This window comes from Burkholderia catarinensis (genome assembly GCF_001883705.2).
Classification (GTDB): domain Bacteria; phylum Pseudomonadota; class Gammaproteobacteria; order Burkholderiales; family Burkholderiaceae; genus Burkholderia; species Burkholderia catarinensis.
The window spans coordinates 418,051-443,982 of sequence record NZ_MDEQ02000001.1; the positions used below are offsets into that span (position 1 = coordinate 418,051).

Annotated in this window: 23 protein-coding genes; 16 read left to right on the forward strand and 7 right to left on the reverse strand. The window is 66.1% G+C overall.

Features of this window, described 5'->3' with window-relative positions; all coding sequences use genetic code 11:
• Positions 1 to 1,035, forward strand: a complete 1,035-nt coding sequence (locus BFF94_RS01855) for a lipase secretion chaperone (RefSeq protein WP_219138909.1) — start codon at positions 1 to 3, stop codon at positions 1,033 to 1,035.
• 27 nt (positions 1,036 to 1,062) lie between these two features.
• Here the strand turns inward: BFF94_RS01855 and pdxR are convergent, their stop codons facing one another.
• On the reverse strand, positions 1,063 to 2,586 hold the full coding sequence (gene pdxR, locus BFF94_RS01860; RefSeq protein WP_219138969.1) for a MocR-like pyridoxine biosynthesis transcription factor PdxR: 1,524 nt from the start codon (positions 2,584 to 2,586) through the stop codon (positions 1,063 to 1,065).
• A 108-nt stretch (positions 2,587 to 2,694) separates the two neighbouring features.
• Between pdxR and BFF94_RS01865 the strand changes: the two genes are divergently transcribed.
• The 5 genes from BFF94_RS01865 to BFF94_RS01885 all read left to right on the forward strand — a co-directional run bounded on the left by BFF94_RS01865 (position 2,695) and on the right by BFF94_RS01885 (position 8,800).
• Complete coding sequence (locus BFF94_RS01865; protein ID WP_128849403.1) at positions 2,695 to 3,801, forward strand: ABC transporter ATP-binding protein; 1,107 nt, start codon at positions 2,695 to 2,697, stop codon at positions 3,799 to 3,801.
• A 76-nt stretch (positions 3,802 to 3,877) separates the two neighbouring features.
• A complete protein-coding gene (locus BFF94_RS01870) occupies positions 3,878 to 4,924 on the forward strand; it encodes an ABC transporter substrate-binding protein (protein ID WP_128849405.1) in 1,047 nt (348 codons plus the stop codon).
• Positions 4,925 to 5,024: 100 nt separating this feature from the next.
• A complete protein-coding gene (locus BFF94_RS01875) occupies positions 5,025 to 6,290 on the forward strand; it encodes an ABC transporter permease (protein WP_162285584.1) in 1,266 nt (421 codons plus the stop codon).
• Positions 6,291 to 6,327: 37 nt separating this feature from the next.
• Positions 6,328 to 7,164: an ABC transporter permease gene (locus BFF94_RS01880; protein ID WP_128849409.1), complete on the forward strand. Its 837-nt coding sequence runs from the start codon at positions 6,328 to 6,330 to the stop codon at positions 7,162 to 7,164.
• 217 nt (positions 7,165 to 7,381) lie between these two features.
• Complete coding sequence (locus BFF94_RS01885) at positions 7,382 to 8,800, forward strand: MFS transporter (protein ID WP_219138911.1); 1,419 nt, start codon at positions 7,382 to 7,384, stop codon at positions 8,798 to 8,800.
• Positions 8,801 to 8,865: 65 nt separating this feature from the next.
• Here the strand turns inward: BFF94_RS01885 and BFF94_RS01890 are convergent, their stop codons facing one another.
• Positions 8,866 to 10,599 carry a S53 family peptidase gene (locus BFF94_RS01890; protein ID WP_128849412.1) on the reverse strand — a complete coding sequence of 578 codons (1,734 nt, stop codon included), beginning with the start codon at positions 10,597 to 10,599 and terminating at the stop codon, positions 8,866 to 8,868.
• A 643-nt stretch (positions 10,600 to 11,242) separates the two neighbouring features.
• Here BFF94_RS01890 and BFF94_RS01895 point away from each other — a divergent pair.
• The 3 genes from BFF94_RS01895 to BFF94_RS01905 are packed head-to-tail and all read left to right on the forward strand — an operon-like array spanning position 11,243 to position 12,416.
• Complete coding sequence (locus tag BFF94_RS01895; RefSeq protein WP_041493622.1) at positions 11,243 to 11,566, forward strand: ArsR/SmtB family transcription factor; 324 nt, start codon at positions 11,243 to 11,245, stop codon at positions 11,564 to 11,566.
• Positions 11,563 to 11,994: an SRPBCC family protein gene (locus BFF94_RS01900; protein WP_128849417.1), complete on the forward strand. Its 432-nt coding sequence runs from the start codon at positions 11,563 to 11,565 to the stop codon at positions 11,992 to 11,994. Before BFF94_RS01895 ends, BFF94_RS01900 begins: the two co-directional genes overlap by 4 nt.
• Complete coding sequence (locus BFF94_RS01905) at positions 11,991 to 12,416, forward strand: DUF1801 domain-containing protein (RefSeq protein ID WP_128849420.1); 426 nt, start codon at positions 11,991 to 11,993, stop codon at positions 12,414 to 12,416. Before BFF94_RS01900 ends, BFF94_RS01905 begins: the two co-directional genes overlap by 4 nt.
• A 91-nt stretch (positions 12,417 to 12,507) precedes the next feature.
• Here BFF94_RS01905 and acnA read toward each other — a convergent pair whose 3' ends face one another.
• The 5 genes from acnA to BFF94_RS01930 all read right to left on the reverse strand — a co-directional run bounded on the left by acnA (position 12,508) and on the right by BFF94_RS01930 (position 19,645).
• Positions 12,508 to 15,225 carry an aconitate hydratase AcnA gene (acnA, locus tag BFF94_RS01910; RefSeq protein ID WP_128849422.1) on the reverse strand — a complete coding sequence of 906 codons (2,718 nt, stop codon included), beginning with the start codon at positions 15,223 to 15,225 and terminating at the stop codon, positions 12,508 to 12,510.
• Between the two features lie 22 nt (positions 15,226 to 15,247).
• A complete protein-coding gene (locus BFF94_RS01915; protein WP_128849424.1) occupies positions 15,248 to 16,699 on the reverse strand; it encodes a bifunctional 2-methylcitrate dehydratase/aconitate hydratase in 1,452 nt (483 codons plus the stop codon).
• Positions 16,700 to 16,719: 20 nt separating this feature from the next.
• Positions 16,720 to 17,235, reverse strand: a complete 516-nt coding sequence (locus BFF94_RS01920) for a hypothetical protein (protein ID WP_128849427.1) — start codon at positions 17,233 to 17,235, stop codon at positions 16,720 to 16,722.
• A 230-nt stretch (positions 17,236 to 17,465) separates the two neighbouring features.
• Positions 17,466 to 18,473 (reverse strand): HpcH/HpaI aldolase/citrate lyase family protein, encoded by a 1,008-nt coding sequence (locus BFF94_RS01925; protein WP_219138970.1) that lies wholly within the window; start codon positions 18,471 to 18,473, stop codon positions 17,466 to 17,468.
• A 185-nt stretch (positions 18,474 to 18,658) separates the two neighbouring features.
• Entirely contained in the window at positions 18,659 to 19,645 is a 987-nt protein-coding gene (locus BFF94_RS01930) for a malate dehydrogenase (RefSeq protein ID WP_128849430.1), read from the reverse strand.
• Positions 19,646 to 19,933: 288 nt separating this feature from the next.
• Between BFF94_RS01930 and BFF94_RS01935 the strand changes: the two genes are divergently transcribed.
• From BFF94_RS01935 to gltA, 7 genes are all read left to right on the forward strand, one after another.
• Positions 19,934 to 20,758, forward strand: coding sequence for a GntR family transcriptional regulator (locus tag BFF94_RS01935; protein WP_219138971.1), 825 nt, complete (start codon positions 19,934 to 19,936; stop codon positions 20,756 to 20,758).
• 170 nt (positions 20,759 to 20,928) lie between these two features.
• Complete coding sequence (gene sdhC / locus BFF94_RS01940; RefSeq protein WP_128849432.1) at positions 20,929 to 21,345, forward strand: succinate dehydrogenase, cytochrome b556 subunit; 417 nt, start codon at positions 20,929 to 20,931, stop codon at positions 21,343 to 21,345.
• A 4-nt stretch (positions 21,346 to 21,349) separates the two neighbouring features.
• Entirely contained in the window at positions 21,350 to 21,718 is a 369-nt protein-coding gene (sdhD, locus tag BFF94_RS01945; protein ID WP_011355745.1) for a succinate dehydrogenase, hydrophobic membrane anchor protein, read from the forward strand.
• 3 nt (positions 21,719 to 21,721) lie between these two features.
• Complete coding sequence (gene sdhA / locus BFF94_RS01950) at positions 21,722 to 23,497, forward strand: succinate dehydrogenase flavoprotein subunit (RefSeq protein WP_128849435.1); 1,776 nt, start codon at positions 21,722 to 21,724, stop codon at positions 23,495 to 23,497.
• 21 nt (positions 23,498 to 23,518) lie between these two features.
• Positions 23,519 to 24,220: a succinate dehydrogenase iron-sulfur subunit gene (locus BFF94_RS01955; RefSeq protein ID WP_128849439.1), complete on the forward strand. Its 702-nt coding sequence runs from the start codon at positions 23,519 to 23,521 to the stop codon at positions 24,218 to 24,220.
• A gap of 7 nt (positions 24,221 to 24,227) precedes the next feature.
• Positions 24,228 to 24,500, forward strand: a complete 273-nt coding sequence (locus tag BFF94_RS01960) for an FAD assembly factor SdhE (RefSeq protein ID WP_059566010.1) — start codon at positions 24,228 to 24,230, stop codon at positions 24,498 to 24,500.
• Between the two features lie 53 nt (positions 24,501 to 24,553).
• Positions 24,554 to 25,855, forward strand: coding sequence for a citrate synthase (gltA, locus tag BFF94_RS01965; protein WP_128849442.1), 1,302 nt, complete (start codon positions 24,554 to 24,556; stop codon positions 25,853 to 25,855).
• Positions 25,856 to 25,932 lie beyond the last annotated feature (77 nt).

Here is a 25,932-nt window from a genome sequence, read left to right on the forward strand (position 1 = left end):
ATGACGGCACGTGAAGGGCGCGCGCCGCTGGCGCGGCGCGCTGCAATCTATGGTGTCGTGGGGCTGGCGGCGGTCGCCGGCGTCGCGATGTGGAGCGGTGCGGGATCGCATCGCGGCACGGGCGTTGCGGGCGATGTACCCGATGCAGCGGTGGCGGGCGGCGTGGCTGCCGCACCGCCGCAGGCCGCCGTGCCGGCGAGCGCGGGGCTGCCGCCGTCGCTGGCCGGTTCCAGCGCGCCGCGGCTGCCACTCGATGCCGGCGGCCATCTCGCGAAGTCGCGCGCGGTGCGCGATTTCCTCGACTACTGCCTGACCGCGCAGAGCGACCTGAGCGCGGCCGCGCTCGATGCGTTCGTCGGGCGCGAGATCGCCGCGCAGCTCGACGGCACGATTGCGCAGGTCGAGGCGCTCGACGTGTGGCACCGGTATCGCGCCTATCTCGATGCGCTCGCGAAATTGCGCGATGCCGGCGCGGTCGACAAGTCCGACCTGGGCGCGCTGCAACTCGCGCTCGATCAGCGCGCGTCGATCGCGTATCGCACGCTCGGCGACTGGAGCCAGCCGTTCTTCGGCGCGGAGCAGTGGCGGCAGCGCTACGATCTCGCGCGGCTGAAGATCGCGCAGGATCGTACGCTGACGGATGCGCAAAAGGCCGAGCGGCTCGCCGCGCTCGAGCAGCAGATGCCGGCCGACGAACGCGCCGCTCAGCAGCGGGTCGACCGGCAGCGCGCCGCGATCGACCAGATCGCGCAATTGCAGAAGAGCGGTGCGACGCCCGACGCGATGCGTGCGCAACTGACGCAGGCGCTCGGCCCCGAGGCTGCCGCACGCGTCGCGCAGATGCAGCAGGACGACGCATCGTGGCAGAGCCGCTACGCGGACTATACGGCGCAGCGTGCGCAGATCGAGTCGGCCGGCCTGTCACCGCAGGATCGCGACGCACGGATCGCCGCATTGCGGCAGCGCGTGTTCACGAAGCCCGGCGAAGCCGTGCGCGCGGCATCGCTCGATCGCGGGGCGGGCAGCGCGCAATGATGCGGGCGGCGCTGCGTGTGACCGCCCCTATGCCGCGCGGGTGATGTCCCGCGGCAGATGTTGCTCGATGGTATCCGCGAGCGTGTCGAACGCGGGCCCGATGCCTTCGTGCGCGACGCACGCATAGCCGAGCAGCAGGCCGCGCCGCGCGGTGTCGAGGTTGCTGTAGTAGCTGGTGAGCGGACGCACGATCACGCCCGCGTCGAACGCGCTCTGCGTGACCGCGCGATCGTCGCAGGCGTCGGGCAGGCCGAGCACCAGATGCAGGCCGGCCTCGTCGCCCATCACGGGCAGCGCATCGCCGAAGCGCGCGCGGATCGCGTCGATCATCAGTTGCCGGCGCTCGCCGTAAAGCGTGCGCATTCGCCTGACGTGCGAAGTCAGGTGGCCGTCCATGATGAATTCGGCGAGCACGGCCTGCTGCATCAGCTGGCCCTCGCGATACAGCTCCGACAGTCCCGTGCGGAAGGTATCGACCAGATGCTCGGGCACGACCATGTAGCCCATCCGCAGCCCCGGGAACAGCATCTTGCCGAGGCTGCCGACGTAGATCACGCGGCCGCCGTCGTCGAGCCCCTGCAGCGACGCGAGCGGGCGGCTGCCGTAGCGGAATTCGCTGTCGTAGTCGTCCTCGATGATCCAGCAGCGGTGCTGGCGCGCGTATTCGAGCAGCGTGCGGCGCCGCGCGAGGCTCATCACCATCCCGAGCGGGTACTGATGCGACGGCGTGACGAGCACGAGCCGCGGCGGATGCTGCATGTCGCCCGCGCTCGGATCGAGCCCTTCCTGGTCGACCGGCACCGGCGCGAGCGTGAGGCCGGCCGCCTGCAATACGCTGCGCACGCCCCAGTAGCACGGTTCCTCGACCCACGCGCGATCGCCGATGTCGGACAGCAGCCGTACCGCGAGATCGATCGACTGGTGGATGCCCGTCGTGATGATCACCTGGTCCGGCGAACATTTGACCGAGCGCGCGACGCGCAGGTAATCGGCGAGCGCGCGCCGCAATGGCCGGTAGCCGCCGCCCGGCGCATAGGTCAGCAGTTCGGGGTTCGCCTCCTTCCACAGCCGCGCCTGCAGGCGGCTCCATGTGCGGCTCGGAAACTCCGACACATCCGGCACGCCCGGCATGAACGCGCCCCATTGGCGCCGCGATACGCCCGCATGCTCGATCAACCGGCTGCCGCGCATCGACAGGCTGTCCTGCGCGTCAGCCAGCGGCGGGGCGCCGGCGTCCGAAGGCGGCGGCGCGACGCCCGGCGCCTGAATCGCGGCGGCGTCCGGCCGCGTGTCGGCCACATAGGTGCCGCTGCCGGTCGTCGTCAGCACGTAGCCTTCGGCCGTCAGCTGGTCGTACACATGCAGGACGGTATTGCGCGCGATCGACAGGTCGGCCGCAAGTGTGCGCGAACTCGGCAGCTTTGTGCCTGGCCCCAATTCCCCGGTCAGGATGGCCTGCTGCATCTGCTGCAGCAGCTGCCGGTACATCGGCTCGGGCGAACTGCGGTCGAGGCGGGCGGAAAGCCAGTCGGCGAGGATGACGGTATCCAGAGTGGTCCTACTAGGAATATTGAAATGGTTCCCTATTGTAGAACCGTACGGGTCGTATAGTGACTCGCATCTTGAAAACAATTGTCGCGAAGCAAGGGGACAGCCACGATGAAGTCCGATGATGTGATCGTCAGCTTTCGCGGTGTGCGGAAGACCTACGACGGCGAGACGCTGGTCGTCAAATCGCTCGACCTCGACATCCACCGCGGGGAATTCCTGACGCTGCTCGGGCCGTCGGGTTCGGGCAAGACGACCTGCCTGATGATGCTCGCCGGCTTCGAATTCCCGACCGGCGGCGAGATCCACCTCGACGGCGAGCTGCTGAACAGCGTGCCGCCGCACAAGCGCAACATCGGCATGGTGTTCCAGAATTACGCGCTGTTCCCGCACCTGACGGTCGAGCAGAACGTCGCGTATCCGCTGACCGTGCGCAAGCTGCCGGCGGCCGAGCGCGCGGAGCGCGTCGCGCACGCGCTGAAGATGGTGCAGATGGAGCGCTTCGCGAAACGCTATCCGGCGCAGTTGTCGGGCGGCCAGCAGCAGCGCATCGCGCTGGCGCGTGCGCTCGTGTTCGAGCCGAAGCTCGTGCTGATGGACGAGCCGCTCGGCGCGCTCGACAAGCAGCTGCGCGAACACATGCAGTACGAACTGAAGGCGCTGCACGAAAAGCTCGGCGTGACCTTCGTGTACGTGACGCACGACCAGGGCGAGGCGCTGACGATGTCCGATCGCGTCGCCGTGTTCGACAAGGGCATCGTGCAGCAGCTCGACACCGTCGACCGCCTGTACGAATCGCCATGCAACGAATTCGTCGCGAACTTCATCGGCGACAGCAACCGGCTGCGCGGCACCATCGCGCGCGTCGACGGCGAATTCTGCGAGTTCCGGCTCGACGATGGCACGAAGCTCGTCGGCCGCCACATCGGCGAAGCAGCCGAGGGCGCGTCGGCCGTCGCGTGCATCCGCCCCGAACGCATGAGCCTTGCCGCGCACGGCGCGAACGGGCACGCGAACGGCACGGCCGCCAACCGTGTGACGGGCGAGGCGCGCAGTCTCATCTATTTCGGCGATCACGTGCGCATGCGCTGCGCGCTGCCGGGCCAGGACGAATGCTTCGTGAAGGTGCCGCTCGGCACCGGCGCGCTCGACGCGTTCTCGCCCGGCGCACCGGTCTCGCTCGCGTTCGCGCCCGAACACCTGCGCGTGTTCGCGTGAGCATGGTTTACCCGATTTTCCGCAGCACGTCGTCAACAACAAAGCCCACTTCCACCACGAGAGGAGAGGAACCATCATGAAACGAGCAAGCTTTACGGCGCGCCGCACGGCGCTCGCGCTGGCACTGGTCGCGTTCGGCGCATCGGCAACGGCTGCCGAACTCACGGTCGTCAACTTCGGCGGCGCGAACGGCGACGCGCAGAAGGCCGCGTTCAACCAGCCGTTCGAGAAGGCGACCGGCAACAAGGTCACGGCCGTCGAATACAACGGCGAGCAGGCGAAAGTGAAGGCGATGGTCGAGGCGAAGCACGTCAACTGGGACGTGGTCGAAGTCGAATCGGGCGACCTGAACCGCGGCTGCGACGAAGGGCTGTATGAAAAACTCGACTGGTCGAAAATTGCGAAGAAGTCCGACCTGATTCCGGAATCGCCGCAGGTGTGCGGCGTCGGCTTCTTCGTGTGGTCGACGGCGCTGTCGTACAACGCGGACAAGCTGAAGGGCGCGCCGACCGGCTGGGCCGATTTCTGGAACGTGAAGAAATTCCCCGGCAAGCGCGGGATGCGCAAGGGCGCGCGCTACAACCTCGAGTTCGCGCTGATGGCCGACGGCGTCGCGACGAAGGATGTCTACAAGGTGCTCGGCACGAAGGCCGGCCAGGACCGCGCGTTCAAGAAGCTCGACGAGCTGAAGCCGTACATCCAGTGGTGGGAAGCGGGCGCGCAGCCGCCGCAGTTCCTCGTCGCCGGCGACGTCGTGATGTCGACCGCGTACAACGGCCGCATCGACGCCGCGCAGAAGGAAGGCAAGAACCTGAAGGTCGTGTGGAACGGCAGTATCTACGACCTCGACTACTGGGCGATTCCGAAGGGTTCGCCGAACAAGGCGCTGGCCGAGCAGTACATCGCGTACTCGCTGACGCCGAAGCCGCAGCAGGCGTATGCGCAGCACATCGCGTACGGTCCCGCGAACATCGCGGCGATCAAGTCGCTCGACGCGAAGACGCTCGCCAACCTGCCGAACTCGCCGGCCAACGGCAAGAACGCGGTGCTGGAGGACATCGGTTTCTGGACCGATCACAGCGACGAGCTCGAGCAGCGCTTCTCCGCATGGGCGACGAAGTAAGCGCGCAGGCGTCCTGACGCAACCGGCCGCGCGGCGCGATTCAGCGCCGCGCGGCCTTCCGCCGGATCGCGGTCCGGCCGGAGAGAAACCGTTGAATACGATGACGATCGCACCTTCCTCGCCGTCGACGGCCGCGCTCAAGCGCGAGCTGAAGGCCGCCGAGGCCCGCAAGCGCACGATGGCGCTGCTGCTGGTCGCGCCGCTCGCGATTTTCCTGCTGCTGATTTTCGTCGTGCCGATCGGCACGCTGCTCACGCGCGCGGTGCAGAACCCCGAGATTGCGACCGCGCTGCCGAACACGATTGCCGCGCTGTCGGGCTGGGACCGCAAGGCGCCGCCGGCCGATGCCGCGTATGTCGCGCTCGCGGCCGACATGACGAAGGTGGCCGACAGCGAGGCGATGGGCGCGCTCGCGCGGCGCCTGAACACCGAAATTCCCGGCTATCGCTCGCTCGTCGCGAAGACGGCGCGCGCGATGCCGCTGAAGGGCGGGGAGGGTGCCGGCGACGCGGCGCTGACGCCCGCGCAGACGCGCGAGAAATTCATCGAGCTCGATTCGCGCTGGGGCGAGCTCGCGTACTGGCAGTCGATCGCGAAGAACGGCAGCCAGGTGTCGCCGTTCTACCTGCTCGCCGCGCTCGACCACAAGCAGGACGGCTTCGGCCATATCGTGCAGGCCGATCCCGACCAGTCGATCTATCTCGCGATCTTCGGCCGCACGTTCGTGATCGGCGTCGCCGTCACGCTGTTCGCGCTGCTGCTCGGCTACCCGCTCGCGTACTGGATCTCGACACTGTCGGATCGGCGCGCGAACCTCGTGATGATCCTCGTGCTGATTCCGTTCTGGACCTCGGTGCTGGTGCGCGTCGCCGCGTGGATCGTGCTGCTGCAGAGCGAAGGGCTGATCAACACGGCGCTGATCGGCAGCGGGCTGATCTCGCATCCGCTGACGCTGCTGTTCAACCGCATCGGCGTGTACATCTCGATGACGCACATCCTGCTGCCGTTCATGATCCTGCCGCTCTACAGCGTGATGAAGTCGATCCCGCCGACCTACCAGCGCGCGGCCGTGTCGCTCGGCAGCCATCCGTTCGCCGCGTTCTGGCGCGTGTACGTGCCGCAGACCTATCCGGGCGTCGGCGCGGGCGCGCTGCTCGTGTTCATCCTCGCGATCGGCTACTACATCACGCCCGCGCTGCTCGGCGGGCCGAACGACCAGATGGTCAGCTACTACGTCGCGTACTTCACGAACGTGACGATCAACTGGGGCATGGCGTGCGCGCTCGGCGGGCTGCTGCTCGCGGCGACGCTCGTGCTGTATGCGGTGTACGGGCGCTTCACGCGCACGAACGTGAGCCTCGGCTGAGCGCCGCGTACAACGAAACGGGAAAGGGAATCCGACCATGAAACTCGCCAGGCCGCTGTTCGCGCCGCACATGTCGTTCGTCGAGCGCGCGTGGTACGTCGCGCTGCGCGTGCTCGTCGTGCTGACGCTGCTGTACCTGATCCTGCCGGTGCTCGCGATCGTGCCGCTGTCGTTCTCGTCGAGCACGTTCCTCGTCTATCCGATCCCGGGCTTCTCGATGCGCTGGTACGAGAACCTGATCGCATCGGACGAATGGCGGATGGCCGCGAAGAACAGCTTTATCGTCGCGCCGTCGGCGACCGTCGTCGCGACCGTGCTCGGCACGCTCGCCGCGATCGGTCTCACGAAGGCCGACTTCCGCGGCAAGGGGCTGCTGATGGCCGTGCTGCTGTCGCCGATGATCGTGCCCGTCGTCGTGGTCGGCGTCGGCATGTACCTGTTCTTCGCGCCGCTCGGGCTCGCGAATACCTATACGGGGCTGATCGCCGCGCACGCGGCGCTCGGCGTGCCGTTCGTCGTGACGACGGTTGCCGCGACGCTGCAGGGCTTCAACCAGAACCTCGTGCGCGCGAGCCTGTCGCTCGGCGCGAATTCCGTGACGACCTTTTTCCGCGTGACGCTGCCGGTGATCGCGCCGGGCGTGATGTCGGGCGCGCTGTTCGCGTTCGCGACGTCGTTCGACGAAGTCGTCGTCACGCTGTTCCTCGCGGGCGCGGACCAGACGACGCTGCCGCGCCAGATGTTCACCGGCATCCGCGAGAACATCAGCCCGACGATCGCTGCGCTCGCAACGATCCTGATCATTTTCTCGACGAGCCTGCTGCTTGCGCTCGAATGGCTGCGCGGGCGTAATGCGCGGCGCGCGGTGACCTGACGCGTCGGAGATGCGTCGCATGCGTTGCCGCGCAAGATGCACGGCAACGCGCCTGCTTTCATTTCGCTGACTGACGAGGCGGCTGCCTGCACGTTCGATGCGGCTCTGCAACAATACGGGGCGCGGCGGCGCGCGTTCCGAGCGGTGCGACCGGAACGCCGCCGCGAGTTCAATCCGCGACGCGGCGCAACGCGTCGCTCGTCAGCCGAGCCTCATCTTGTCCGAATTCGCTTCCCCCGCCGGCGCCCATGAGCCGGCCGTCAACTGGCGCGCGATGTCCGCGGTGCTGCTGGCCGTCGCGCTCGCGACGCTCGACACCGCGATCGCGAACACCGCGCTGCCCGCGATCGCGGCCGACCTGCATGCGTCGCCGGCCGCGTCCGTGTGGATCATCAACGCATACCAGCTCGCGATGGTCGCGACGCTGCTGCCGTTCGCATCGCTCGGCGACATCGTCGGCCACAAGCGCGTGTATATCGCCGGGCTCGCGGTGTTCACGCTCGCGTCGCTCGGCTGTTCGCTCGCGTCGACGCTGCCGATGCTGACGGCCGCGCGGATCGTGCAGGGCTTCGGTGCGAGCGCGATCATGAGCGTGAACGTCGCGCTGATCCGCGGCCTGTTTCCCGCGCACCGTCTCGGGCGCGGCGTCGGCTTCAACGCGCTCGTCGTCGGCGTGTCGTTTGCGGTGGGGCCGACGATCGCGTCGCTGATCCTGTCGGTCGCCGCGTGGCCGTGGCTGTTCGCGGTGAACGTGCCGCTCGGCGTGTTCGCGCTCGCGGTGGCGATTCCGTCGCTGCCGCAGACGGCGCGCGGCAAGCATGCGTTCGATCCGGTTGCCGCGCTGTTCAACGTGATCACGTTCGCGTCGCTGATCTTCGCGCTCGGCGAATTCGCGCAGCGCGGGCCGCTTTCCGTCGTGTTCGCGGCGGCCGCGGTTGCGCTCGCATTCGGCTGGCTGCTGATCCGCCGCCAGGCCGGGCACCCGGCGCCGATGCTGCCGGTCGACCTGTTTCGCCGGCCGGTGTTCACGCTGTCCGCGCTGACAGCCGTATGCGCGTTCGCCGCGCAAGGGCTCGCGTTCGTGTCGCTGCCGTTCTATTTCGAAACCGTCCTGCATCGCAGCGCGGTCGAGACGGGGTTCCTGATGACGCCGTGGTCGGCGATCGTCGCGCTTGCCGCGCCGATCGCGGGCCGGCTGTCGGATCGCTACCCGCCGGGCCTGCTCGGCGCGATCGGGCTCGCGCTGCTGAGCGCGGGCATGGTGTCGCTCGCCGCGTTGCCGGCGGCGCCGGGCGTCGTCGACATCGGCTGGCGGATGATGCTGTGCGGCGCGGGCTTCGGCTTCTTCCAGTCGCCGAACCTGAAGGCGCTGATGTCGAGCGCGCCGCCCGAACGCAGCGGCGGCGCGAGCGGAATCATCGCGACCGCGCGGCTGATCGGGCAGGCAACGGGCGCGGCGCTCGTCGCGCTGTCGTTCGGGATCGCGGGGCGCCACGGGCCGACGCTCGCGCTGATGCTCGGCGCGGGCTTTGCGGGGGCCGCGAGCGTCGCGAGCGGGTTGCGGCTGTTCGCGCCGTCGCATCGGGCCGGCGTGCCGGCCGCGCCGGAGCGCGTGAACGAGCAGGCGACGGAGTAGGGCACGGGAAAGTCACGAACCGGCGCGCGACAGACCACCGCCGCGCGCCGGCCTTCATGCATCGATCAGAACCCGCCCGACTTGATCAGCTGGTTGAGGTTCGCGATGTTCAGGCTGCCGAAGCCGGTCGTCAGATCCCACCCGGTGCCTGCGGTATAGCCGTACCCCTGATAGCCGTTGTTCCCCGACACGACGTCATAGCGCACGAGCGACGGGTTCGACGGAATCGCGCGATACAGGTTGCCGGCCGGGAAGCCGAGGCCCGTGCCGTTCGCCGCGAGCAGGCGCGCCCAGAGGCCCGTGAAGATCGGCGCGGCGAGGCTCGTGCCGCCGATCTGCTGCAACTGGCCGTAGTTGTAGATGTACGCGCCCGTGCTTTGCGCAGCGTCGAACGAGACGTCCGGCAACTGGCGGTTGCTGCCGGACTGCCACGACGGCGCGGGCAGGATCGTGCTGACGCCGCCGCCCGTCGCCCACAGCTTGCCGTTGCCGTCGAGCCCTTCGTTCCACACCGTCTCGTTCGAGAAGGCGCCCGCCGACGTCGTGTAGAGCGTCGTGCCGCCGATCGCGAGCACGTGCGGCGACGAAGCCGGCCACGATACCGTGTAGTTCGAGCCGTCCGGATAGCCGCGGTTGTTGCACTCGTACACGCCTTCGTCGCCTGACGACACCGAGAACGTCTGGCCTTGCGCCGCGGCCGTCGTGAAGATCTGCTCCTCGGCGTCGAGCGTGCCGTCCGCGCTCGCGTCGGTCTCGCACCAGCCGAGCGACACGTTGATCACCTTCGCGGTGTTGTCCGACACCGCGCGGTTGAACGCCTGCGTGAGGCCTGTGTTGCCGGAGGCGTTGAGGTCCGCCATGTAGAACACGAGCTTGCCGACCTGGCCGCCGGCCGAGCCGACGATCGACTGGCTGTCGAGATCCCATTCGCCCTGGCCGCTCTGGTCGTCGCTGTAGCTGCCGCTCGTGCCGTTGGTCTTGACGGTCTGCGTCGAGACCGTGCCGTAACCGTTGCTCGACGTGAACTGCTTCAGGTCCTGCAGCGTTTGCGACACGCCGCCGATCGTGATGATGCCGACGGTCACGCCGGCCGCGGTCGGCACGCCGGTCGCGTTGTAGAGGCCCGGGAATTCCTTCGGATAGTGGCCGGTCGCCGTGCCGGCCGCGAGCGCTTGCGGCTTCGCCACGTTGCCGACGCGCAGCATCGGCCGTGCACGCGCGACGCTCTGCAGCCCGAGCACCGAGCCGACGACGTCGCCGAGCGCGCGCGGCACCTGCGCGGTCGACGCGTTGGCGAAGCCCGAGCGGCCCGCGTACTGGAAGTGTACGAGCGACGTGTTGAACGCAGTCTTCACCGTGCCGGCCGTGCCGCTTGCGGATACCAGCAGCCGGTTCGGCGCGACCTCGACGTTCACGAAGCCGCTCTTGTGCAGATAGTCGACCACCGACTTCACCTGCGCGTCGGTCGGCGCGTAATTGGCGAGGAACTGCTCGTGCGTGAGGTACTGGCGGTAATGCGCGCTGCCGGGCCGGTTCACGTCGCGCGCCAGTTGCTTGAGCTGCGCGTCGTTGCGCAGCTTCAGGCTGACGACGACGTTGGTCGTCTCGCCGGCCGCGAGTTCGAGCGACGGCGCCGCACTGCGCGCCATCAACTGCGGGCCGGTCAGAAAGGCCTTCGTATGGGTATCGACCCAATCCGTCGCCGCGTGCGCCGCAGCGGCGGCGAACACGAGCGGTGCCACGCACGCAAGGCGGCGGGGCGACGGAAGGGGAAGGGCAAACCGGGCATTCCTTTTCATCGGGAGTCCTTTTTTAGGAGAGGCGACGTTACTGGAACCCCCGGCCCTTGTGGGGCCGCGAGCGGTGACGAGCGTAGGGCGTCGGTGCGGTTCGGGTAGCTGCCATTTTCCATAGCTGTCAGTTCTGACATCGGCGCGTGCGCACGCGCGCGTGGCGTCGTATGCGCAAGCGATGGCGAGCCCGGCGAGCGGAACCGGTTCGTGGCACGACGGCGCGGCAACGCGCGTCGTTCGGACGCACGAGTCGTTCGTCACTGCATCGGAACATGCGCGATCGTGGAGTGCAGGGTCGCGTGGATGGACGAGGCTTGCGTGCCGGTTGCCGCGTGCCGAGTCGCACTATGTGGTCAATGGAAGGGACTCGTCAGGAACGGATGCGTGCATGCACAAGAACGGGGCCAGTGGACCTCAAACGTTTCCCGAACTGTGGAACGGCGCGCCGGGCAGTCTTGCAGGCGGCTTTCGGATCGCGCGCCGCGATTGCGGATTAGAGGGAATGCTCGAATTCGGGGCGGGCACGCGCCGACGTGGCGGACAGGATGTCCGCGCAGGATCGAGCGACGCCGTTCGCGAAATCCCGCCTTGACTCGCGGCAATCAGCGGATATCCTTCAATCCATAACCACCGGGTTATGGATTTGGACATGCAGAACGCTCACGACATGCTTTTCAGGACCCTTGCCGATCCCACGCGCCGCGCGCTCTTCGAGCGGCTGTGCGCGGATGGCGAGTTGACGGTTGCCGCGCTGACGGCCCATGCGGGCGTCTCGCAGCCGGCCGTCTCGAAGCATCTCGGCGTACTGAAGCAGGCCGGGCTCGTGAGCGACCGCCACGAAGGCCGGCAGACGCACTACAGCGCGCAGCCGCAAGCGCTGGCCCCGTTGATCGACTGGACAAGCCAGATGGCCGGCTTCTGGCAGAACCGGTTCGATGCCCTCGAAGATCTGCTCAAAAGGATGGATCAATGAACCAAGCCTCTACCGAAACGCGCTCCGTCGTCGTCGACCGCGAGCTGCCGCATCCGCCGGAGAAGATCTGGCGCGCGCTCACGCAACCGCACCTGATCGAGGCGTGGCTGATGAAGAGCGACTTCGAACCCGTCGCGGGCCGCGCTTTCAGCTTCCGCGCGGACTGGGGTTCGGTCGACTGCAAGGTCCTGACGATCGAGCCGCCGCGGGCGCTGTCCTATACATGGGCCGCGTACGGCCTCGAAAGCGTCGTCACGTGGACGCTTACGCCGACGCCGGCCGGCACGCACTTGCGCATGGAGCAGGTCGGCTTCCGCGCGGATCAGGAGCAGGCGTACCGCGGCGCGCAGCACGGCTGGGTGCGGTTCTTCGAGTCGCTTGAACAGGTTCTGGCGCGTCCCGACGAAGGCACGGAGGCCCGCGCATGAGTACAACGGACCTCGACCCGTCGGCGCGCATCGACGCGCTGATCGCCGGCATCGCCGACTGGCGCGGTCAGACCTTTGCCGAGCTCCGCCAGACGATCCTCGCGGCCGACGCGGGCATCGTCGAGGAATGGAAGTGGATGGGCAGCCCCGTGTGGTCGTGCGACGGGATGATCGCGGTCGCGGATGCGCACAAGGGCAAGGTGAAGCTGACCTTCATGCACGGCGCGCAACTGCCGGATCCCGACCGGCTGTTCAACGCCGGCCTGGAAGGCAATGCGCGGCGCGCGATCGATTTCCTCGAAGGCGACCGGATCGACAAGCGGGCGCTGAAAAGCCTGGTGCGCGCGGCGATCGAATACAACCGGACGCATCTGAAGAAGAACGCACGAGCGGGCGCGAAGGCGCGAGGCAGCGTCGCGTAGCGCGCAGGCAAAAAAAAGCCCGACACGAGGTCGGGCATCCAAATCGGCCGCAACCGCCGCGAGGCGGCTGCGGCACCTGCAAAAGCAGCGCTTACGCTGCGAGCAGCGAGCGCAGCACGAACGGCAGGATACCGCCGTGCTTGTAGTAGTCGACTTCGATCGGCGTATCGATGCGCAGCAGCACCGGCACGCGCTGCGTTTCGCCGTTCTTGCGATTGATCACGAGCGTGACGTCCTGCTGCGGCTTGAAGTCGTCGCCGAGGCCTTCGATGTCGTAGGTCTCTTCGCCGGTGATGCCGAGCGACTGGACGCTGTCCGAGCCCTTGAATTGCAGCGGCAGCACGCCCATGCCGACCAGGTTCGAGCGGTGGATCCGCTCGAAGCTGCGTGCGACCACGGCCTTCACGCCGAGCAGTTGGGTGCCCTTCGCGGCCCAGTCGCGCGACGAGCCCGTGCCGTACTCTTCGCCCGCGAACACGACGGTCGGCGTGTCGGCGGCAACGTACTGCATTGCCGCGTCATAGATCGACTGCTGTTCGCCGCTCGGCTGGTGAATCGTCAGGCCGCCTTCGACGCGCGTGCCGTCGGCCTTCACCGGGATCATCAGGTTCTTGATCCGGACGTTCGCGAACGTGCCGCGCATCATCACGTCGTGGTTGCCGCGGCGCGAGCCGTAGCTGTTGAAGTCGGCCTTCTGCACGCCGTTTTCCTTCAGCCACTTGCCTGCCGGCGAGTCTTCCTTGATCGAGCCTGCCGGGCTGATGTGGTCGGTCGTGACCGAGTCGCCGAAGATGCCCAGCGCGCGCGCGCCCTTGACCGTCGGGATCGACGCAGCCGGTTCCATCGAGAAGTCGTTGCCGAAGAACGGCGGCTCGGCGATGTACGTCGACTTCGGCCAGTCGTAGACCTGGCCCGATTCGCCCTCGATCTTGCTCCAGAGGTCGCCCTTCTTGGTCAGCTTCGCGTAGTTGTCCTCGAACTTCTTCGGATCGAGCGCGAACTTGAGCAGCGCGTGGATTTCATCGCTCGTCGGCCAGATGTCGCCGAGGTAGATGTCGCGGCCGCCCTTGCCCTTGCCGACCGGCTCGGTCATCAGGTCGCGCGTGATGTTGCCGGCGATCGCGTACGCGACGACGAGCGGCGGCGACGCGAGGAAGTTCGCGCGGATGTTCGGATGGATACGCGCTTCGAAGTTGCGGTTGCCCGACAGCACGGCAGCCGCGACGATGTCGTTCTTCGTGATCGCTTCGTTCAGTTCCGGCGTCAGGTCGCCCGCGTTGCCGATACAGGTCGTGCAGCCGTAGGCCGCGACTTCGAAGCCGAGCTTCGACAGGTAGGGCAGCAGGCCCGTCTTCGTCAGGTACTCGGTGACGATGCGCGATCCCGGCGCGAGCGAGGTCTTGATCTTCGGATCGACCGTGAGGCCGGCCTCGACCGCCTTCTTCGCTAGCAGGCCGGCCGCCAGCAGCACGCTCGGGTTCGACGTGTTCGTGCACGACGTGATCGCGGCGATCAGCACGTCGCCGTTCTTCACGTCGACGCCGTTGCTCGTCGTGTACTGCGTGTTCAGGTCGTCCGCCTTCTTCGCGAAGCCGTTGTCGGCGACCGGCTTCGAGAACAGGTCGGTGAACGTCGACTTGACGTTGCCGATCTCGATGCGGTCCTGCGGGCGCTTCGGGCCGGCCAGCGACGGCGCGACCGTCGCGAGGTCCAGCGTCACCGTCTTCGTGTAGTCGATGTCGCCGGCCTTCGGGATGCCGAACAGCTTCTGCGCCTTGAAGTAGTTTTCGAACGCGGCGATTTCCGCCTTCGTGCGGCCCGTGCCCTTGAAGTAGTCGATCGTCTTTTCGTCGACCGGGAAGAAGCCCATCGTCGCGCCGTATTCCGGCGCCATGTTGCCGATCGTGGCGCGGTCCGGCAGCGACAGCGACTTCGTGCCGGCGCCGAAGAACTCGACGAACTTGCCGACGACCTTCTCCTTACGCAGCATTTCGGTGATCGTCAGCACGAGGTCGGTGGCCGTCACGCCTTCGCGCAGCTTGCCCTTCAGCTCGACGCCGACGACGTCCGGCGTCAGGAAGTACACCGGCTGGCCGAGCATGCCGGCTTCCGCTTCGATGCCGCCCACGCCCCAGCCGACCACGCCGATGCCGTTGATCATCGTCGTGTGGCTGTCGGTGCCGACGAGGGTATCCGGGTAGTACACGGTGTCGCCGCCATCCGCCTTCTTGTGGACGCCGCGCGCGAGGTATTCGAGGTTCACCTGGTGGACGATGCCGACGCCCGGCGGCACGACCTTGAACGTGTCGAAGGCCTGCATGCCCCACTTCATGAACTGGTAGCGCTCGTTGTTGCGCTGGAATTCCAGCTTCATGTTCAGGTCGAGCGCGTCCTTCTGGCGGAAGTAGTCGATCTGGACCGAGTGGTCGACGACGAGATCGACCGGGACCAGCGGCTCGATCTTCTTCGGGTTCTTGCCCGTGCGCTCGGCGACGCCGCGCATGGCCGCGATGTCGGCGAGCAGCGGCACGCCCGTGAAGTCCTGCAGCACGACGCGCGACACCACGAACGGAATCTCGTCGACGCGCTTCGCGGTCGGCTTCCAGTTCGCGAGCTGCTCGATGTGCTCTTCGGTGATTTTCTTGCCGTCGTAGTTGCGCAGCACGGACTCGAGCACGATACGGATCGACACCGGCAGGCGTTCGATCTTCGTCTTCAGCTCCTTGCCGAGTTGCGGCAGCGAGTAGAACTTGCCTTTGCCGGAACCGCTGTCGAATTCCTTGAGGGTCTTGTGGAGATTGTGGGCCATGGTGATTTTCCTGGGGTTAAGGCTAGGAAACATACAGATCGACGTACTCATCGACCGGCATCGCTTCGAGCTTTGCCTGGTCCAGCGACACGTCGAGAATCGCTTGTTGCTGTGTTGCCGGGAAGCGGCGGGCGAGGTTGGTCCTGAATTTCTCGACCAAGAGCGGGATGCCGTCCGCGCGGCGTCGCCGATGGCCGAGCGGGTATTCGACCGCCACTTCGGCAAGCTTCGACCCGTCCGTGAACTCGATCGTCAGCGCATTCGCGATCGAGCGCTTGTCCGGATCGTGGTAATCCTTCGTGAACTGCGGATCCTCGACGCACACGGTTTTCGCGCGCAGCGCGTCGATGCGCGGGTCCGCTGCGGCCGAATCTTCGTAGTCGGCCGCGGTCAGCCGGCCGAACAGCAGCGGCACGGCGACCATGTACTGGATGCAGTGGTCGCGGTCAGCCGGATTGGCGAGCGGGCCCTGCTTGTCGATGATGCGGATCGCGGCCGCATGCGTGCGGATCGTGATCCGGCTGATGTCGTCGGTCGAGCGGCCTGCGGCGGCGAGCTGCGCGTGCAGTTGCAGCGCGGCTTCGGCAGCCGTTTGCGCATGGAATTCGGCGGGGAACGCGATCTTGAACAGCACGTTCTCCATCACGTACGTGCCGTACGGGCGCTGGAAACGGAACGGCTGCCCGTCGAACAGCACGTCGTAGAAGCCCCAGGTCTTCGCGGTGAGCGCCGACGGATAGCCCATTTCGCCCGTTTTCGCGATCAGCGCGAGGCGCACCGCGCGGGAGGTGGCGTCGCCGGCCGCCCAGGATTTGCGCGAACCCGTGTTCGGCGCGTGGCGATAGGTGCGCAGCGCGTGGCCGTCGACGAACGCATTGGATACCGCGTTGATCAGCTCGTCGCGCGTGAGCCCGAGCAGCCGGCCGACGACGGCCGTCGACGCGACCTTCACGAGCAGCACGTGGTCGAGCCCGACCGCGTTGAACGAATTCTCGAGCGCGAGGCAGCCCTGGATCTCGTGGGCCTGGATCATCGCGACCAGCACGTCGCGCATGGCAAGCGGCTTGCGGCCGGCCGCGACGGCCGTGCGGGAGAGCCAGTCGGCCGTCGCCAGGATGCCGCCGAGGTTGTCGGACGGATGGCCCCATTCGGCGGCGAGCCAGGTGTCGTTGAAGTCCAGCCAGCGGATCATTGCGCCGATGCTGAACGCGGCCTGGACGGGATCGAGCTGGAAGGACGTGCCGGGCACCTTCGCGCCGTTCGGCACGATCGTGCCGGGCACGACGGGGCCGAGCAGCTTGGTGCAGGCAGGGTAGGACAGCGCCTCGAGTCCGCATCCGAGCGTGTCGATCAGGCAATGACGCGCCGTCTCCAGCGCGAGCGCGCTGTCGATACCGGTGTTCAGCACGTAGTCGACGATATCGACGAGTACCGTATCCGGAGCAGGGCGGACGTTGGAGACCGGGGCGGACATCGAGGGGCCGGGGGGCGCGCTTAGTTCGTTACGGGCTTCAGCTCGTTCGATTGCGTCGGCGCTGCCGTGCCTTGCGCCATTTCCGGCGTCACGCATTCGTCCGCGAGGCGCTCGCCGCCGTTTGCGTCGGAGAACAGCATCGCCTTGGTCGGGATCACGACCAGCTTGAAGCCTGCTGCCGGATCGTAGAACGTGTCGGCGCCCGTCGTCGTGGCCTGACGCGGCAGCTTGTAGTTCTTCTTCGCCCAGTGAACCGTGATGACCTGGTCGCGCTTCATGTCGCCGGCGAGGTCGAACGACAGGCCTTCCTTACAGGACCACTTGACCGCGCCTTCCGGTACCGGATCGACCTTGGCAGCGGCACGCGCCTGCGCCTTCTTGCTGCGCGGGATGATGCGCTTGGCCGGCGCCGGGCGCTTGGCCGTTGCCTTCTTCGCGGTCGTGGTAGCCGTACCCTGGGCAAATGCGCTCGGAGCCGACACCAGCATCGTGGCGGACAACGCGCCGATGGCGGTAGCGATCAGGAGTTTCTTCATGGAGTCAGAACCTTTCGATAATCAGTTGACAAGGGTCGGCAATCGAAACTGCCGGCCGGTTTGAAACTGCACGCGCCCCGAAAGCGCGCAGCGGCCGCTATTTTCACCTATTTGGCCGCGCATATTTCAGGTTTTCGGGCTCCGTTACGTTTTTTGTCGTTTCGCAAACCTCTGTCCGGTTTGCGCGTCGGCGAATGCATGAAACTCGTGTATCGGCCGGCGGTGCGCGCTTACGGCGCGCTGCCCGCGTCGGCCGGGCCGAACAGCGGCGCGGCCTCGGCCGGTACGGGCTGGCCGGTGGCCCGCGCGCGGCGCAGCACCGACCAGTAATAACGATAACTCGCGCGATCGTGCAGCGTATCACCGTGGCGCGTCGGACCCCAGTCGGCGGCCTGCGCGGCCAGCAGGATCTCGGCGGCCAGCGCGACTTCGGCGGTGCGCGGTGCGAAGGCGTCGACGATCGGGCGGATCTGCGCGGGATGGATGCTCCACATCCGCGTGAACGCGAATTCGTCGCGCGCGCGGCGTGCATCGCCGGCGGCGACGCTCATGTCGCGCACTTCGGTCGTCACGTTGTGCGACGGCGTCTTGCCGTGCGCGTGACAGGCCGCGGCGATTTCCAGCTTCGCGCGGCGTACGAGCGGGTGGTCGAACTGGCCGGGCGAGCGCATCGCGGCATCGGGGATCGCGCCGTGATGCGCGGAGACGAAATCCATCAGCCCGAAGCTCAGCGTGCCGACCGTCGGCAGCGCGGCGAGGGCGGCCGCCTGCGCGAGCGCGCCGTGCGTCTCGACCAGCACGTCGACCGGGATCGGCTGCGCGATGCCGAGCTCGCGGCGCGTGCCTTCGATGAACGCGGTCATTTCGGCCGCGTCGGCGGCGTTCGCGATCTTCGGGAGCGTGATGTAGGCGGGTGCGCGCGATGCACGCAGCACGATGCGCACGTCGTCGCGCCAGTGCGGGTGGGAAAAGTCGTGGATGCGGACGCCGACGCGGCCGAAGCGGTTCTCGGCGCTGCCGAGCAGGTCGGCGACGAGTGCCGCGTGCGCGGCTTCCTGGCCGACGGCCGCGCCGTCCTCGCAGTCGAGCGTGATGTCGAACACGGGGCCCGTTTCGGTCTGCAGCGCGAGCGACTTGCGCATCAGCTTTTCGCTGCCCGCGTAGTGATCGCAGCAGGGCAGGATCGCGGGCGGGGACGCCCCGTCGTACAGCACTTGTGCAGGAGTGAGCGCGGCCATCTCGTCTACGTCAGGGAAGCGGGTCAACGTGGAGAAAATCGGATTCGGGCGCATTCTGGGCCGGTGCGCGGCGAGCGCGGGGCGGCAAAACGTGCACGGATCGGATCGGTCGGCCGGGCCGGCGGCATGCCGGGCCCGTGCCGAAACCGGGCTGCCCGAGGGCCGCCCGGCAATGCGCGTGATGCTTAGTTCTTCAGCAGGTGGGCGACGCCATCGCGCTCTTCGAGCAGCTCGGCCAGCGTGCCGTCCATCTTCTCGCGCGAGAACGCGTCGATTTCCAGGCCTTCGACGCGCTTGTACTCGCCGTTTTCGCACACGACCGGCACGCCGTAGATGATGTCTTCGGGGATGCCGTACGAACCGTCCGACGGGATGCCCATCGTGACCCACTTGCCGTTCGTGCCGAGCACCCAGTCACGGACGTGGTCGATCGCCGCGTTGGCTGCCGACGCTGCCGACGACAGGCCGCGCGCTTCGATGATCGCCGCGCCGCGCTTGCCGACGGTCGGGATGAACGTGTCGCGGTTCCACACGTCGTCGTTGATCAGCTTCAGCATCGATTCGCCTTCGGCGGTCGCGAAGCGGAAGTCGGGGTACATCGTCGGCGAGTGGTTGCCCCACACGGCGAGCTTCTCGATCGATGCGACCGGCTTGCCCGACTTGGCCGCGAGCTGCGACAGCGCGCGGTTGTGGTCGAGGCGCAGCATGGCCGTGAAGTTCTTCTTCGGCAGATCCGGCGCCGATTTCATCGCGATGTACGCGTTCGTGTTCGCCGGGTTGCCGACGACCAGCACCTTCACGTCGCGGCTGGCGACTTCGTTCAGCGCGGCGCCCTGAACCGTGAAGATCTCGGCGTTCGCCGACAGCAGGTCCTTGCGCTCCATGCCCTTCGAGCGCGGACGTGCACCGACCAGCAGCGCGACGTCGGCATCCTTGAATGCGACCTTCGGGTCGTCGGTGATCACGACGCCCGCGAGCAGCGGGAACGCGCAATCGTCGAGTTCCATCACGACGCCTTTGACGGCGCCTTGGGCTTGCGGGAGGTCGAGCAGTTGCAGGATGACCGGCTGGTCCTTGCCGAGCAGGTCGCCGTTCGCGATGCGGAACAGCAGGGAGTAAGCGATTTGACCTGCGGCGCCGGTGACGGCAACGCGCTTTGCGGGCTTAGCCATTGAAAATCTCCAGGACGGGTGAAGCGTTGGACGCTAGCGAAAACGCCATTCTATGCGCGTTGTGCGTAGCGTTGCATTGAAGCAGGGCGGAGGATTCGCGATGGCAGACGCGGGAACCTGGAGACGGCCGTGGCACGTAGCCGGGGACGCGCTGTTTGCACCCGCGAACCCTTGCTCGACCGGGAGTGTAGGAGCCGTCACGCGCAAAGTCAAACGGTATCATATGTCTTATATAAGACAGATGTTTTGCGGAAATTGAGTGGACGAAAAAGTGCGGTTTGTGATGAAATGCGCGCCATGACATCGAACCAGGCGAATACCGCGAATCAGTCCGGCGCAGGCGGCCCAGGGCAGCCGGGCGCGAGCGATCCCGCACCTTCGCCCGCGGCCTCTGCGTCGCCCACGTTCAGCCCGTTATACCAGCAGATTAAGTCATTGATCACGCAAAGTCTCGAAACCGGTGAATGGAAGCCGGGCGAGATCATCCCGAGCGAAGTGGAGCTCGCGGCCCGCTACAAGGTCAGCCAGGGCACCGTTCGCAAGGCGATCGATGAACTGGCCGCCGAAAATCTCGTGGTCCGGCGGCAGGGCAAGGGTACTTTTGTTGCAACGCACAACGAGGATCGCGCGCAGTTCCGCTTCCTGCGTTTGCTGGCCGACGACGGGGCCGAGCACCCGCACGTGAGCCGCCTGCTCGAATGCCGGCGCCTGCGCGCGCCGGCCGAGATCGCGCGGCAGCTCGACCTGAAGCCGGCCGATCCCGTCGTGCAGGTGCGCCGCCTGCTGGAGTTCGATAGCGAAGTGACGGTGCTCGACGAGATCTGGCTGCCGGGCACGATGTTCCGCGGGCTCACGTTCGAGCGGCTGAGCGAGTACAAGGGGCCGCTCTACGCGATGTTCGAGACGGAGTTCGGCACGCGGATGATTCGCGCGACGGAGAAGATCCGTGCGGTGGCGGCGGAGCCGGCGGTGGCCGACCTGCTGCATGTGCCGGTGGGTTTCCCGTTGCTGTCGGTCGAGCGCGTGTCCTATACATACGGGGACCGGCCCGTGGAAGTGCGACGCGGCTGGTATGTCACAACCGGGTACTACTATCAGAATGACTTGAGCTGACGATGGTTCGGCTCAGGCCGAGTGCGTTCGCGTTTCCCACACTCGCGAAGCACGTTTCGGGCCGCCTTTGTTCTAGTTCGCGCAACTATTCAGAGCAGACTTTCGCTGCAGCGCGATATAAAAAGGCGCTAAAATCGCGGATTAGTGTGACAACATAGTAGGGGTCTAGCATGACTGACGCAGTAAGAAAGCCGAGACCGGAATACCGGAACATCGGACTCAGCGATATCACGCTGAAATATCGCATGCCGCTGGCGGCGACATTGTCGATTCTCCATCGAATCAGCGGCGCGCTGCTGTTCCTGTTCCTGCCGTTCCTGCTGTTCCTCCTCGATCAAAGCCTGACGTCAGAGCTCAGCTTCGAAGTCTTCAAGGCCTTCCTCTCCAACATCATCGTCAAGCTGATCGTCCTCGTGTTGTCCTGGGCGTTCTTCCACCATTTCTGCGCCGGCATTCGCCACCTGCTGATGGACGTCAATCACGACGCCGTCACGAAGGAAGGCGGCAAGCGGACGGCAGTCGTCGTCTTTGTCGTCTCGATCGCACTGACGATCGCCATGGCACTCAAACTGTTCGGAGCGTTCTAAGAAAATGGCAGCCAACAACCGAATCGGCTCGAAGCGCCTCGTCGTCGGCGCACATTACGGCCTGCGCGACTGGCTTGCGCAGCGCATCACCGCCACGATCATGGCGGTCTACACGGTCATTCTGCTCGTCCTGTTCTTCGGCGCGCACGATTTTTCGTACGAAGGCTGGGCATCGATCTTCGCCGCGCAATGGATGAAGCTCGCGACCTTCGTGATGCTGCTTTCCCTCTTCTACCACGCATGGGTCGGCGTGCGCGACATCTGGATGGACTACGTGAAGCCCGTCGGTGTGCGCCTGCTGCTGCAATCGCTGACCATCGTCTGGCTGCTCGCATGTGCGGGCTACGCCGCGCAGATTCTCTGGAGAGTTTAAAGAATGGCTGCAATCAAAACTTCCCTCCCGCGTCGCAAGTTTGACGTAGTGATCGTCGGCGCAGGCGGCTCCGGCTTGCGCGCGGCACTGCAACTGTCGCGCGCGGGCCTGTCGGTCGGCGTGCTGTCCAAGGTGTTCCCGACCCGTTCGCACACGGTGGCCGCGCAGGGCGGCATCGGCGCGTCGCTCGGCAACATGAGCGAAGACAACTGGCACTTCCACTTCTACGACACGATCAAGGGCTCCGACTGGCTCGGCGACCAGGACGCGATCGAATTCATGTGCCGTGAAGCGCCGAACGTCGTGTACGAACTCGAGCACTTCGGCATGCCGTTCGACCGCAACGCGGACGGCACGATCTACCAGCGTCCGTTCGGCGGCCACACCGCGAACTACGGCGAGAAGCCGGTCCAGCGCGCTTGCGCGGCCGCCGACCGTACCGGTCACGCGCTGCTGCACACGCTGTACCAGCAGAACGTCGAAGCGAAGACGCAGTTCTTCGTCGAATGGATGGCGCTCGACCTGATCCGCGACGCGGACGGCGACGTGCTCGGCGTGACGGCCCTCGAGATGGAGACGGGCGACGTCTACATCATGGAAGGCAAGACGACGCTGTTCGCGACGGGCGGCGCAGGCCGGATCTTCGCGGCATCGACCAACGCGTTCATCAACACCGGCGACGGCCTCGGCATGGCCGCGCGTTCGGGCATCGCGCTGCAGGACATGGAGTTCTGGCAGTTCCACCCGACCGGCGTGGCCGGCGCGGGCGTGCTGATCACCGAAGGCGTGCGCGGCGAGGGCGGCATCCTGCGCAACGCGAACGGCGAGCGTTTCATGGAGCGCTATGCGCCGACGCTGAAGGATCTGGCGCCGCGTGACTTCGTGTCGCGTTCGATGGACCAGGAAATCAAGGAAGGCCGCGGCGTCGGTCCGAACAAGGACCACGTGCTGCTCGACCTGTCGCACATCGGCGCCGAGACGATCATGAAGCGTCTGCCGTCGATCCGCGAAATCGCGCTGAAGTTCGCGAACGTCGATGCGATCAAGGAACCGATCCCGGTCGTCCCGACGATCCACTACCAGATGGGCGGCATCCCGACCAATATCCACGGTCAGGTCGTCGGCACGTCGCGCGATCACAAGGAACCGGTCAACGGCTTCTACGCAGTGGGCGAGTGCTCGTGCGTGTCCGTGCACGGCGCGAACCGCCTCGGCACGAACTCGCTGCTGGACCTCGTGGTGTTCGGCCGCGCGGCCGGCAACCACATCGTCGAGCACGTGAAGAACCAGCGCGATCACAAGCCGCTGCCGGCCGATGCAGGCGAATACTCGCTGGCGCGCCTGAACAAGCTCGACAAGTCGACTGCGGGCGAATACACGCAGGACGTCGCGAACGACATCCGCTCGACGATGCAGAAGCACGCAGGCGTGTTCCGCACGTCGGAGCTGCTGAAGGAAGGCGTCGATCAGATGGCCGGCCTGGCGGAGCGCGTGGAACACATCCACCTGAAGGACAAGTCGAAGGTGTTCAACACCGCGCGTGTCGAAGCGCTCGAGCTGGAGAACCTGATCGAGGTTGCCCGCGCGACGATGGTATCGGCGGAAGCACGCAAGGAAAGCCGTGGCGCGCATGCCCACAGCGACTACGAGCACCGCGACGACGAAAACTGGCTGCGTCACACGCTGTGGTACAGCGAAGGCGATCGCCTCGACTACAAGCCGGTTCAAATGAAGCCGCTGACGGTCGAATCCGTGCCGCCGAAGCCGCGCACGTTCTAAGCCGAGTCAAAGGAATCCGAAATGGCAAAACGCATTTTTGAAGTCTACCGCTACGATCCGGACAAGGACGCAGCGCCGCGCATGCAGACGTACGAGCTGGATCTCGAACACGAGCGCATGCTGCTGGATGCACTGGTCAAGCTGAAGGCACTGGACGAGACGCTGTCGTTCCGCCGTTCGTGCCGCGAAGGCGTGTGCGGTTCGGACGCGATGAACATCAACGGCAAGAACGGTCTCGCGTGCCTGACGAACCTGAACGACCTGCCGCAGAAGATCGTGCTGCGTCCGCTGCCGGGCCTGCCCGTCGTGCGCGACCTGATCGTCGACATGACGCACTTCTTCAACCAGTATCACTCGATCAAGCCGTACCTGATCAACGACGCGCCGCCGCCGGAGAAGGAACGCCTCCAGTCGCCGGAAGAGCGCGACGAGCTCGACGGCGTGTACGAGTGCATTCTGTGCGCGAGCTGCTCGACGTCGTGCCCGAGCTTCTGGTGGAACCCGGACAAGTTCGTCGGCCCGGCCGGCCTGCTGCAGGCTTACCGCTTCATCGCGGACAGCCGCGACACGGCGACCGGCGAGCGTCTCGACAACCTGGAAGATCCGTACCGTCTGTTCCGTTGCCACACGATCATGAACTGCGTCGACGTCTGCCCGAAGGGCCTGAACCCGACGAAGGCGATCGGCAAGATCAAGGAACTGATGGTCCGTCGCGCAGTTTAAGGTTGCAATGAGCGACGATTCGCATCAATCCGACCCGCACCGCCGCGCGCGCCTTCGCTGGCGCGCACGGCGGGGTCTGCTGGAAAACGATCTGATTTTCGAGCGTTTCTTCGGCAGATACGAGCATGACCTCACCGATGCAGACGTAGGCGCGTTGTCGCGCCTGCTCGATCTGAGCGACAACGACCTGATGGACTTGCTGCTCGCGCGCAAGGAACCAGAAGGCGACCTAGACAGCCCGGATATTCACCGGCTGTTGGAGATGCTGCGCAACGTGTAACGCGTTACGCCCGTTATCGAATCCCGTTTCTTTATTTCGATTGAGGATGTGCCATGACTCCGTCTGATGTTAAAGCCACGCTATCGTTCAGCGACAATTCGCCGAGCGTCGAACTGCCGATCTACAAGGGCACGATGGGCCCGGACGTGATCGACATCCGCAAGCTGTACGGCCAGACCGGCAAGTTCACGTATGACCCGGGCTTCATGTCGACGGCAGCTTGTAATTCGGCGATCACGTACATCGACGGCGACAAGGGCGAGCTGCTGTACCGCGGTTACCCGATCGACAACCTCGCGCAAAACGCCGACTTCCTCGAAACCTGCTACCTGCTGCTGAAGGGCGAACTGCCGAACGCAGCGCAGAAGAAGGAATTCGTCGACACCGTCACGAAGCATACGATGGTGCACGAGCAGATGCACTTCTTCTTCCGTGGCTTCCGCCGCGACGCGCACCCGATGGCGGTGCTGGTGGCGGCCGTCGGCGCGCTGTCGGCGTTCTATCACGACTCGCTCGACATCAACGAGCCGCGTCACCGTGAAGTGTCGGCGATCCGCATGATCGCGAAGCTGCCGACGCTCGTCGCGATGGCGTACAAGTTCAGCATCGGCCAGCCGTTCGTTTATCCGAAGAACGAACTGTCGTACAGCGCGAACTTCATGCACATGATGTTCTCGAACCCGTGCGAAGAGTACAAGGTCAACGACGTGCTCGTCCGCGCGCTCGATCGCATCCTGATCCTGCATGCCGACCACGAGCAGAACGCATCGACGTCGACGGTTCGCCTGGCCGGCTCGTCGGGCGCGAACCCGTTCGCATGTATCGCGGCCGGTATCGCGTGCCTGTGGGGCCCGGCGCACGGCGGCGCGAACGAAGCCGCGCTGAACATGCTCGAGCAGATCGGTTCGCCGGACAACATCCCCGAATTCATCAAGCAGGTGAAGGACAAGAATTCGGGCGTGAAGCTGATGGGCTTCGGCCACCGTGTGTACAAGAACTACGACCCGCGCGCGAAGCTGATGCGCGAGACGTGCTACGAAGTGCTGAACGAACTGGGCCTGCACGACGACCCGCTGTTCAAGCTCGCGATGCAGCTCGAGAAGATCGCGCTGGAAGACGAATACTTCGTGTCGCGCAAGCTGTACCCGAACGTCGATTTCTACTCGGGCATCGTCCAGCGCGCGCTGGGCATCCCGACGTCGATGTTCACGTGTATCTTCGCGATGGCACGTACGGTCGGCTGGATCGCGCAGTGGAACGAAATGATTGCCGATCCGGAGCAAAAGATCGGCCGTCCGCGCCAGCTGTTCATCGGCGATACGCCGCGCGAAGCGAAGCCGATCAACGCACGTTAAGTCGTGTGCGACGCGAACGGCCGGCAAGGCCGCTCGCGTCGGGCAATCGCAACGCCACGACACCCCGACGGGTCATC